8 protein-coding genes are annotated in these 12004 nt (G+C 39.2%); 7 read left to right on the forward strand and 1 reads right to left on the reverse strand.

Translation table 11 applies throughout. The features are described from left to right. The first annotated feature begins 48 nt into the window (after positions 1-48). From ABFU83_RS13860 to ABFU83_RS13890, 7 genes are all read left to right on the forward strand, one after another. Positions 49-7179: an RHS repeat-associated core domain-containing protein gene (locus ABFU83_RS13860; protein WP_347066786.1), complete on the forward strand. Its 7131-nt coding sequence runs from the start codon at positions 49-51 to the stop codon at positions 7177-7179. Positions 7180-7184: 5 nt separating this feature from the next. Then, a complete protein-coding gene (locus tag ABFU83_RS13865; protein ID WP_136403401.1) occupies positions 7185-7607 on the forward strand; it encodes a hypothetical protein in 423 nt (140 codons plus the stop codon). Positions 7608-7726: 119 nt separating this feature from the next. After that, positions 7727-8218 (forward strand): hypothetical protein, encoded by a 492-nt coding sequence (locus ABFU83_RS13870; RefSeq protein WP_136403402.1) that lies wholly within the window; start codon positions 7727-7729, stop codon positions 8216-8218. 82 nt (positions 8219-8300) lie between these two features. After that, on the forward strand, positions 8301-8753 hold the full coding sequence (locus tag ABFU83_RS13875) for a hypothetical protein (RefSeq protein WP_347066789.1): 453 nt from the start codon (positions 8301-8303) through the stop codon (positions 8751-8753). A gap of 1 nt (position 8754) precedes the next feature. Then, on the forward strand, positions 8755-9027 hold the full coding sequence (locus ABFU83_RS13880; RefSeq protein WP_347066790.1) for a hypothetical protein: 273 nt from the start codon (positions 8755-8757) through the stop codon (positions 9025-9027). Between the two features lie 769 nt (positions 9028-9796). Further along, positions 9797-11065, forward strand: coding sequence for a Y-family DNA polymerase (locus ABFU83_RS13885; RefSeq protein ID WP_347066792.1), 1269 nt, complete (start codon positions 9797-9799; stop codon positions 11063-11065). Continuing rightward, positions 11056-11493 (forward strand): translesion error-prone DNA polymerase V autoproteolytic subunit, encoded by a 438-nt coding sequence (locus tag ABFU83_RS13890; protein WP_347066794.1) that lies wholly within the window; start codon positions 11056-11058, stop codon positions 11491-11493. Before ABFU83_RS13885 ends, ABFU83_RS13890 begins: the two co-directional genes overlap by 10 nt. Here ABFU83_RS13890 and ABFU83_RS13895 read toward each other — a convergent pair. After that, complete coding sequence (locus ABFU83_RS13895; RefSeq protein WP_347066796.1) at positions 11490-11843, reverse strand: hypothetical protein; 354 nt, start codon at positions 11841-11843, stop codon at positions 11490-11492. The two genes, ABFU83_RS13890 and ABFU83_RS13895, sit on opposite strands and share 4 nt — an antisense overlap. Positions 11844-12004: the final 161 nt, after the last annotated feature.

The raw sequence follows: 12004 nt of genomic DNA on the forward strand, positions 1-12004 counted from the left end.
TCCCAAAACATCAAAATTGTAAATCATCCATAATTAAATTCTAATACGATGAGGAAACTATTACATTTTGCGATGCTTTTGTGGTACTATACAGCATTTCCACAGCAGCAGCCGTTTCACGATACACAGGGGAAACTTGAAATTTCAAACACCGGAGCAGCCACCTATACCCTGCCTATTGCGCGGCCTCCCAGTTTGAAAAATACCGGTCCGCTTATTAATATCGTATATCAAAGCGGACTGTTTACAGGAATTGTCGGACAAGGATGGAATATCAGTTCTATTTCGGCCATTACCCGAATCGCAAGTCGTACCGATTTGGACGGTTCCCGTGAAGGGGTTCATTTTGACAGCACCGATAAACTCGCATTCGACGGGCAACGTCTTTTGGTGGTTTCCGGCGAATATTGGCAAATCGGCTCTGTTTATCAAACCGAAACCCAATCCAACCTTAAAATCGAATTACAACGAAGCGGATTTGGACTCTATTTTATAGTGACTGCACCCGATGGGTCGCGTTCCTGGTATGGTAATTACGACAATAACAGTACTGATCTTTCAGCATTTTATATCCGCCGGTATGAAGATCCGCTTGGAAATTTTATTACCTATCATTATACTAAGCCTTTTGCCAAAAGTTTATGTATCAGCGAAATCCGGTTTAGCGGCAATACTCATGGTTTGAATCCGTTAAACAGCATACAATTCCATTATAAAAAAGCACAACGAACAGAGTCGGCTTATGCCAGAGGACAAAAACTCGAAAAAATAGCACTTTTGTCCCATATCGAGGTCAAAACCAATAACCAATTGTTTCGGAAATATGAGTTTACCCATATCACAGATCCTCAATTGGGGTATGAAAAGGTATCTCAAATTCAGGAGTTTAATGGCGCCATGGAACCCGCTAATCCGGTAATCTTCGAATATGAAAACACACAAACTCAGAATATCGGATCAGAAATTCTAACGTCTTATCAGAATAATCTCGATTTTAGCGCTATAACATTGAGCGGTGATTTTGATGGCGACGGTCGACTTGATTTTACAACCGAAAATCAGATTTTTACAAACAATTTTCTCGGAACCACTGGCCAGACACCTGTTAATTCCCCAATCGTTTTTGACAAACAGGATACCTTTACCGCCACGACACTTTCTGTCAACAAATTAAATCCCTTTCAATCGATCGTTAAGTTTTCGGAAGGAGAAGGCTTTAAAGTATACAATCTTCAAAATGATAATCTCACTTTATCCTATACCAAACGTTTTGATTTTCCTACACATCTGCCCTGCTTTAATCCGAGTAAATCCTGTACTTCGGCAAAAAATGCGTTTCTCGAAGGCGATTTTAACGGAGATGGGATATCAGAAGTACTACTCTACAAAATATGCAGAGTTGGTGGCAGACAAAGATTTACCGAGTACGAATGCGGACAATTTCTATGGGTAGATTTAAATCCTAACATATCCAGTCTGTTAACCGGTAACTCTTTATCGGCAGGCCAGACTCCTGGTGTCGCTATTCTTCCAAATCCGGATTTACTGATCGGAAAAAAAAGATATGTCGGCGACTTTAACGGCGATGGCAAATCGGATATTTTTATTATCAATCCCAATGGAACCTATAAAGTGGTCGGTTTTAAACAACTTCCAACAGCACCATGGGTAGAACCTGAACTGCTAGGAAAAGGAACACTTAGCACTTATTCCGAAAATAAACAAATCCTGTTTGGCGATTTTAACGGTGATGGTAAAACCGATGTCATGTTGCCAAGAGCCAGTGGAAAGTATAACGAAGCCAATGATTGGTGGGATATCTATTATAGTAATCCAAAACCCGATCACACTTCCTTTTTCACCATGGAAACCTTCCGTATTGTCGACTACTGGCAGCATTCCGGCATGCATTTTAAAGATGGTATACAATACAGTTCGTATTACGTTCTGGACACCAATGGCGATGGAAAATCGGATCTGGTTCGGATCTGGCGCAATTATTACAAACCCAAATGGACCATTAATGATCACGATACCAACTGGAAAATCACCTCTTTTGTCAACAACATCGGAAAAACAGGCACCAGTGGCTTTACACTCGACTATGAAACACCATGTCAGAATTACGATAATTCCTGTGATCATCACAGTGATTCCCCGGATATGGTAATCCCAATTGTATCAACATACCGACACGGCATCAACAAGGAAATCCTTATGGTTCGAAACCACTACAATCAGGTTACCTATGTTAATTTCACCAAAGATGTTGCAAAAGACAATCTGCTTAAAAAAGTAACCACTGCCGATGGGGCTTTGGTGTATGAAATCGCCTATCAGCCACTCGATACTTCGGACCAAAATGACAGCTATGGAAATCCGGACGAATTTTACTCTTCTTCCCATAGTGTTTCCTATCCCAATGTCGAAATCAAACGATTGCCTTTTAACCGGGTCGTATCCCGATTAACTCATACTGTTGGTGAAATAACCCGCCATCAGGACTTTAAATACCACGGCTATACGGTTAATATGCTTGGTCTTGGCACTTTAGGATTTACTAAAACCGCCCGAAGCAGTTGGTATCAAAATCCTTCCGATTCCAAAATATGGAATGTTATGCACAACGATCCAACCAAAAGAGGATTACTGATCAATACCTATGCACAGCTACAACGCTCCGGAGCCGCTTTTTCGTTTACCTCCGGATCCAATATCCCGGAGAATGTGATCAGTAGTATGGTTAATGAATTTGCGATCACCACAAATAATAAAGTCTACACGCCATTACTCACCCGACAAACCACAACCGATTACCTTACTTCGGTTAAAACCGTAACAGATTATCTGTACCAACCGGTATTCTGTTTGCCGGAAATTGTACGAACACAAAACTTTTCCGGTACAACGCTTCAAGGTGAAACTACTGTCGAAACCGAATACGAAAACAATCCTTTGGGTACGGGTAACAGCTATTATATTGGCCGAACAAAAAAAAATATCACAACAAAAGCCTATCCTGATGAGTATCCAACAGAAACACGATATACCTATAACGCTAACGGTACGCTACAAAAAACACAACAAAAGCCGCTGGAAGAATCCTATTTTCTTACCGAAGATTTTGAGTACGATCGTTATGGCAATATCCTTAAAAAAACAATAAGCACACCCGGATCTGCCATTCCTACAACACCACGTGTTACCGAATATACCTACGATACAACTGCTAGGTTTATGGTTACAAATAAAGACGTTGCTTCTGGACAGGTAACACAATATACTTACCATCCGCTATACGGAACAGTAACAAGCGAAACGGATCCGAATCAACTCAGGACGACTACTGCCTATGATCCCTGGGGAAAACCTCTTACAACTACCGATTACCTCGGGAAAAGGATCTCCTATTCCTATATTAAAAGAGCAAACGAATATATTACAAAAACAGACCACGAAGATGGAAGTAGTGCCGTTAGTGTTGTAAATGCTCTGGGACAGTCGATTAGAACCGGAAAAACCGTCCTCGACGGACTGTGGTACTTTTCTGAAACGGAATACGATTATCTGGGACGAAAAGCAAGAGAAAGTGATCCCTTTCAGTATACACCTTCCCTATGGACTACCTATATGTATGATGAATACGGTCGTTTAATCGAGACTGTACTACCTACCGGGAAAACCAATCGGATTTCCTATAACGGGCTTACCGTTACAACAGATCACGGAAACCGGCTAGAAAGCTATACTAAAAATGCAAACGGGCATATCGTTAGCAGTACCGATACCAGCGGAACCATCTCCTTTAAATATAACGCCTACGGAGCTGTAACGGAATCGGATTTCCAGGGTTCCAGGATTACGACCGAATACGACAATTGGGGACGAAAATCCCGGCTTTCCGATCCCTCTGCCGGCGAATACCGTTATACCTATTATCCGTTTGGTGAACTTCGAACCACGGTAACGCCAAAAGGAATCGTTAAAAATTTTATCGATGACTACGGCCGTACAACTATGACGGAAGAAGAAGCCACTGACGGGACAAATTATTATACCCGGTATTACTATAATGCCGATACTACTCTTTACGGTTCGATTCGCGAAGAATACCTAACCGGAAAGGTTACCAATGAGGAATATTATGAATATGATGATTATAAAAGACCTAAAAAAATTACACTAGCAACACCTCATGCTACTTTTATCAAAGAACTCACCTACGATGCCTTTGGACGGATTGACAAAGAAAAACAAACCGCTACCGTAAAAACCAACGGAAAAACCAGTTCGAAAACCTTCCGGTATACCTATCAGTTCGGGTACCGTCATCAGATACTGGATGATGCTACCGGACAGGCTTTATGGACAGCACATTCGGTAAATGCCCGTGATCAGCTTACACAGGGTGCTTTTGGCAACGGTCTCCATATCGGTAATCAGTATGATGATTATGGTTACATTCAAAGATCGGATACCTATCATCCAAACCGGAATACTTCCGCCGGACGACCTATGCTGAATCTGGTAACGCAATTCGATATCCGAACCGGAAATCTTACCGCGCGGAAAAACAATCTATTAAACCATTCGGCTACTTTTCAATACGATACACTCGACCGATTGGTACAATGGGATAACGAAACGGTTATGCTACACCACGATACTTTCGATCAGGCTATCGGGGAATTTGAACCCAAAACCTGTGCTACGCTTACAAACGAAAACGGAAGCCTGAAAGTAGCCATAACACCAAATTGCACGGGTATTAAAAAAGTGTTGCTCACCAAAGCCAAAGTCGGTGATCAACTAAAAATCCGGTTCGATTTCAATAAAGGAACTACCCACATAACCCGTATTTCTATTTGGGAATACAACCCAGATAACGGACAGTACTTTAAGTCGCCCAAAGATTATACAAGTAATGGAACCCAGTCTTTTGAACATACCGTAACGCAATATCCGGTTATCGAATTGCATTTTGACACATTGCCTTTGGCCGAAACCTATCCGATGCTATTTTTTCTGGATAATCTGCTGGTCACAATGGATCGTCCCGAAACACAACAGTACGATGATAACGGGCGAATTACCGAAAACAAACTCGGATATTATAATTATAACGATAACGGTAAGCCCTATCAAAATACCTCGATTGATCTTTTTCCGGAAGATGCTTCCTATTATCAAAACCGGGAAGGAATTTTTTACGACGGTATGGAAGACCAAAAAGGTTGGGAACATCTTCTCAAACGGGGCGGGGTTCCTTCCGGGCATCCAACGTACGACGATTCTAAGTCTAAATCCGGAAAGTATTCCTTAAAAATTCATAGCCCGGATTATGAATTAACCGCACATTCCCTTAATTGGATTCCGATTGACAATCCGCATGGGGCTTCCTACACCTTTTCCGGATGGGTATACAGCGATGGCCCTACTTCGCAGCTCTTCCTGTTTATGAATTCCGAAAATGAAACCGGATATTATACTATTGTAGCCGATCAGTATACCGAAGTGACCCACCAATGGGTTTATATGGAACGAACGGTATATGTACCGGCGTATATTAAAAAGCTTAGTATTCGTGTGGACAATAACGGCGGTGGCAATGTTTGGTTTGACGATATCCGAATCCGAAAAACTGAAAATCCAAAAACCGACATCCGTCAGTTGAATGTGACCTATGACCTTTTTAAAAAACCAATCTCCATTACCGAAACCGGAGTGGAAAAAGTAGCTTTTTCGTATACCGCCGATCATTTCCGAAATACCATGTATTACGGTGGATTGGAAGACCCGGAACAACAACCTTTACGAAAAGATTATGCCGCCGACGGCTCGATGGAAATTACCACGAACCAGCAAACAGGAGTCTCTACTTTTGTGTTTTTTGTAGGTGGTGATGCCTATACCGCGCCTGCTATTTTTAAAGATAACGGAACGACAGGCGAATACCTTTACCTCCATCGGGATTATCAGGGAACGATCGTGGCGATCTCCAACCAAAACGGGAATTTTGTCGAAAAACGTCTTTTTGATCCGTGGGGGAAACTATTAAAAGTACAGGATGGGCAAGGTCACAATCTGGCCGGGCTCACACTACTCGATCGCGGCTATACCGGACACGAACATATACAAGGTATCGGGATTATCAATATGAACGGACGGATATACGATCCGAAACTCCATCGCTTTCTCTCGCCCGATAATTACGTACAGGATCCCTATAACACTCAAAACTATAACCGTTATGGGTATTGTTGGAATAATCCGCTAAAATATACCGATCCCAGTGGTGAGTTTATATTTACAGCACTTGCTTGTATTATTCCCGGAGGTCAGGTATTCTTACCGTGGGCAATTGGTGCTGATATTGGTATGTGGAGCGGCGGAAGTATTGCCAACGGAACAACAAACCCATTTAAGTGGAATTACAGTTCCGGAAAAACCTGGAGTTATATGGCAGCCGGAGCAGTTGTTGGCGGTTTGTCAGGGGGGACCGGCTCGGCAATAGCGGGTTCTGGCATACCTATGGCGAATACTGCCGCCATAGCAAGTGCTTCGCTTATTAATTCATTAGGAACGCATATTTATACCGGTGGACAGTCTCCTGTTTCTATAAGTTTTGGTGTTGCTTCTTATGATTTTACAAATGGTACTTTGGGGTATCTCGGTAAAAAAGGTAATTCTTTTATAGAAAATTTAGGCTATGGATTTGGGGCTTTGGCTAACCTAGCTGATATAAATCAAATTATTAATAGCACTCATTCAGAATTATATACAGATGATACAGATTTTATATCCCATAGTGCAATTAGAGATAAAAATACCAAAGACATTTTAATGTCTTATGGACCAAATGACACAAAGGTTCCAAGAACTAGACTAGGATTTGCATTGAAATTACGAAAAAGTACTTCCGATTATATTCTACATGACAACACTCCACTTACGGTTGACATTACAGTAAATAAATACTCGGTTAATTTAGTAAGATGGTTAGGAAAAATTTTACCCTATCAAGGTGCTACAATCAATTGTGTAAATATGTCATCATTATCACTATGGCTAAATGGAATACCAAACATTGGTATTCACCCATATCTATTACATGCTACAACTTGGGCATATTCTGTAGGAATAAGACCCGATTTATTCACATATTACTTTAATCAATAATTAAAATGAATAATTTATTAATAATATTTATGTTTTTTTTTTCGTGTGAAAAAGAATCCAATTTAAAACCTTTACAGGAAGATGTTTATGTATATGAAGCTTCACCAAAGATATATGGGCAGTCGATTATTGGCTTTGTTATTGTTCAAGATAATGTAGTTAAACAAATACTTAACTATAAAATATATTTTTCAGATAAAAAGGGAATAATAAAAATCAATAAAAAAGATTATCCCTCTAACCATACTTATACATACAAAAAAGATGGTAAAGGGAATATTATTATAGAGGGGCTAAATATTCAAGCTTATACAAGTGAATCGTATGTTAAACATAAATTTAATAAGGATAAACTATATAAAGCTATTCATCCTAATTTTTTAACTAGTTCTAATCAACAAAAAATGAAAATACTGAACGAGTATTAAGCTTAGCAGGAGCACCTGCCTTGGGGCTCCATCCTTATATTCTTCACGGACAAATGTATTTACGAAGTCTTGGTGTTAGTCCATTTTATATTCTTATTACTATTCTTATCATTAAAGCTATGCTAAAAATACAACTATTTTTATTGCTTCTTTTAAACTTAAATACGCAAAAGCAACCTATTAAACATATATATATTGGAAAAAGTTTTTCATGGACTATTTATTACGATAATCAAAAGCTACCTAAAGTAGTCGAAATTGCTAATATTAAATTCGGTTATTTAGATTATTTTGATAATCACAATAATAGTAAAAGAGGAAAACTATACAATAAAAACGGAGAAATTTATTATAAAAATAAAGCTTTAAATATTGACATAAAGCTTAAACAAAAAAAGTATACTCTTAAAATCGACCGACAAAGGCAAAAATTATTTGAAATAAATGCTTTTAATGAAATCTCAAAATTGAAAGACTCCTTAAAAGTACAAGAATATAAATTTGACTGGAATGTTAAAAGTGATTATCTATATTATAGAGATAATCTTTTTATATCAAAAGATTATGAACCTGATTATATTAAAAAATTTTATAAAAGCTTAAATAATTAAAATATTTTCTCTTTCTTGATAATTATAGAATTCATATAACACCCAAAATTATAACCGGTATGGCTATTGCTTAAACAACCCTTTGAAGTATACGGATGAAAGTGGGGAGTTTATATTTACAACATTAGCAGCGATTTTTTGCCCTGTTCTTCTCCCGGCAGCCATTGGAGCGGATATTGGTATGTGGATAGGCGGTAGTAAGGCCAATGGAACCCTGAATCCTTTCCAATGGGATTACAGTTCGGGAAAAACCTGGGGTTATATGGCCGGGGGTGCTATTGCTGGTGGTGTATCCGGATATTTAGGTGGTGCTATTGCAACATCAGGAATCCCGTTTGCCAATACAGCTGCCATTGCCGGAGCATCAGTAACCAACTCCGTTGGAACTTATATCTATACCGGAGGACAATCGGATATTTCTATGTCGTTTGGAGTTGGTAGTTATAATTTTAGTACCAGACAATTGGGAATATCCCGGAAAAAAAGGGAATTCTTTTATAGAAAATTTAGGGTATGGGTTTGGGGCTTTGGCTAATGTGAGTGATGCACTAATAGGCCTGAATCCTAAAGGAATTGATTTAGTAACAGAACATTCCGACTCAACAGGTCATTCCGCCATTGTAAAAGAAGGATCTTCAACAGCAACTGGTTATGGCAATGGAAATCCGGCTAATACAGACCCAAATGGAATTATATCTGTTGGTCCAAACAGATATACAGATCCAGGAGGCAGTTGGCACTGGATGAAAGGACTAATAAATGGGATACCCATACAACTAAAGGGAACGCTTTTTGGCGACAAAACTTAAAAGTTAATATGAATACAATAGAGAAATATGCTCATTGGTTAAACGTTAAGGAAGCGACGGGGAAATTGGTTTATAGTGTAGCACTCAGTAGTTGTGTAACTCATACTTCAAGAGCACTTAATCTTTCAGGGATATTTAACATTAGCATACACCCATATTTATTAAATGCCCAAATGTACCTCTGGAGTAATGGTATAAGACCCTGGAGTTTTAGTTACTTTTTAAATCAATAAAATCATGAAACATATATTTTTAAAATTGCTCATATCCATAACTTTCACGCTTATGCTATCTGGACAAGAAAAATCATTAGAAAACACACCAAAGGATATTTTAGAATGTCTTGTAGAAATGGGAAAGAACACTTTACCTAATCTGAATGTTTGTGAAAATAAATATTTGAATTTCCATTTCAAAAAAGATAAAAATACATTTGACTTTTTTAATAAAAGTGTCTCGTCCTGAAAAAAGTTGACTAAATAAATATCAACACTAGACAAACAAAAACAAAACAAGGACTTCAAATCTTATAAAAGATAATCGAAAAACATAAAACATTAACTTTAAATAACCGATAGGTTAAATTAATATTGGTTTTGATGTTACATTAAAACAAGCCGGAAACGGTTTTGTTTCGGGTTTTGTTACCGGAGCCGGAGGTGCTTATGAAACCGAACGGATAGCAAGCGGACTGTCGCTCAAACCAAACAACAGTAACTTTTAACGCCTTATTTTGTCTCCCTAACGACCAAAATCGTAATTTTACACCATGTATGCTTTGGTCGATTGTAACAACTTTTATGCTTCCTGCGAGCGGGTATTTCAACCGCAATACGTGGGTAAACCCGTCGTGATTTTATCCAACAACGACGGTTGCATCATTTCGCGTAGTGAAGAAGCCAAAGCGCTCGGTATTCCAATGGGCGCTCCGGAATTCCAGGTGCGCGATCAACTCAAACAACTCGACATTAAAGTGTTTTCGTCCAATTATGCGCTCTATGGTGATCTTAGCGGACGCGTGATGAATATCCTCCGACAATTTACACCACACGTCGAAGAATACAGTATCGACGAGGCTTTTCTGAATTTCGACGGTATGCCAATAGCCGATTACCACGATTACGGAATCCAAATCAAAAATCGAATCCAGAAATGGCTCAGTATTCCAATATGCGTCGGCATGGCGCCTACCAAAGCACTGTCGAAAGTCGCTAATAAAATCGCGAAAAAATTCCAGGAACGTACCGGTGGTGTCTATGTAATCGACAGCGAAGAAAAACGTATTAAAGCCTTAAAGTGGACCAAAATTGAAGACGTTTGGGGTATCGGTTATCGTTTGATCAAAAAAGTAAAAGCGCAACGGATCTTTACCGCCTATGATTTTACCTTGCCGGAACACGAAGCCTGGATCCGTAGGGAAATGGGGGTTGTTGGCCTGCGACTTCGAAGCGAATTACTCGGAATTCCCGTGCTTGAACTCGAAACGCAACAGGATTCGAAAAAGAGTATCGCCATTACCCGTAGTTTCGAAAAAAAGTTGTCCGATTATCGGGAAATACGGGAACGAATTGCCACTTTTGCGTCCGTTTGTGCCGAAAAACTGCGCAAACAGAAATCCTGTTGTTATAGCGTGGTAGTGCTTTTGGTAAAAGACAAACACCAAACACCCTCAAAACGACACTATTTTAGTCTGATGGAAAACCTGCCGTTTGCCAGCAATTCGAATATCACGATTAGCAATATGGCTATCGGCTTACTCGAAAAGTTATACGAACCCAATGCGGTCTATCTCAAAGCTGGTGTAATCGTAACCCAATTGATGCCACAGGATCAAAAGCAATTGCATTTATTTGAAGAAGAAAATCCAAGACATCAGAAATTGATGGAGGTCATGGACAACTATCACCAAAAAACAGGCAATCGAAAAATCCGATTGGGAAATCAGGATTTACAACGAACCTGGAAAATGAAACAACAGCATCTTTCACCCAACTATACAACCGACATTAAAGACATACTGGAAATACAATGCCACTAGACAAAACGCCCCTGAAATTTTTTATGCCCGAAAGCGATGCTTCGGTAGAATTACCTTTTATAGCCGATGGTATCAAAGCGGGATTTCCCTCGCCTGCCGCCGATTTCGACGGTACTAAAATCAGTCTGGATAAAGTGGTGGTTAAAAATCAGGAGGCTACTTTTTATGCACGGGCCAAAGGAAATTCGATGTGCGGTGCCGGTATCGACGATGGCGATATTCTGGTGATCGACCGTAGTCTGGAACCAAAAAATAATAAAATTGCCGTTTGTTATATCGATGGGGAATTTACCGTAAAACGGATTAAAATCGAAAAGGATTGTATCTACCTCATCCCGGAAAATACCGATTACAATCCGATAAAAGTAACCGAAGAAAATGATTTGATCATCTGGGGAATCGTTACCTATGTATTGAAGAGTGTTTAGTTTTTACACAACTCATCCAAATAGGTATTAAGGTCCAACTGGAAAAGCGTTCCTTCTACCAGATCTTTAATCTGGTATACTTCTTTTTGCGTTACCGCAAGATCCAGGGCTTCAAATGGCGTTTTTAATAAAAATTTATGGCAACGACTACGCATTTCACAGTCCGAACAACAAGTACTTTGACACGATAAATCGATCAGTTCCGAAAATTCCTGTATCTGCTCGCGAGTCAGGTAAAATCCGGTTTCTTTAAATACCAACTGTACCTTATGACGTAAGGTTTGCTGGTCTTTAATCCAGAAAAATGCTACTCCGAAATCGTTATGATATAGTTGTTCTATCTGTTGCATCACCTTTAATTTTAAACAAATATAGGAAATTATTTATATTCATTCTAAATAAAATAATTTTATTTTCAGGATAGCCTACCCTTATACCAGGGACCTACCCTTATACCAGGGACCTACCAATATAAGGGCATTCCAAAAAACCATTTTTATTAAGGCTATCC

This window comes from Flavobacterium sp. WV_118_3, assembly GCF_039778605.1.
In the GTDB taxonomy this organism is placed as follows: Bacteria; Bacteroidota; Bacteroidia; order Flavobacteriales; family Flavobacteriaceae; genus Flavobacterium.

Excerpts from the sequence above, each read along its gene's own strand:
- ABFU83_RS13865 (WP_136403401.1), top strand. The coding sequence starts at position 7,185 with ATGAATAATTTATTAATAATATTTATGTTTTTTTTTTCGTGTGAAAAA.
- ABFU83_RS13885 (WP_347066792.1), top strand. The coding sequence starts at position 9,797 with ATGTATGCTTTGGTCGATTGTAACAACTTTTATGCTTCCTGCGAGCGG.
- ABFU83_RS13895 (WP_347066796.1), bottom strand. The coding sequence starts at position 11,843 with ATGCAACAGATAGAACAACTATATCATAACGATTTCGGAGTAGCATTT.
- ABFU83_RS13890 (WP_347066794.1), top strand. The coding sequence starts at position 11,056 with ATGCCACTAGACAAAACGCCCCTGAAATTTTTTATGCCCGAAAGCGAT.
- ABFU83_RS13870 (WP_136403402.1), top strand. The coding sequence starts at position 7,727 with ATGCTAAAAATACAACTATTTTTATTGCTTCTTTTAAACTTAAATACG.
- ABFU83_RS13860 (WP_347066786.1), top strand. The coding sequence starts at position 49 with ATGAGGAAACTATTACATTTTGCGATGCTTTTGTGGTACTATACAGCA.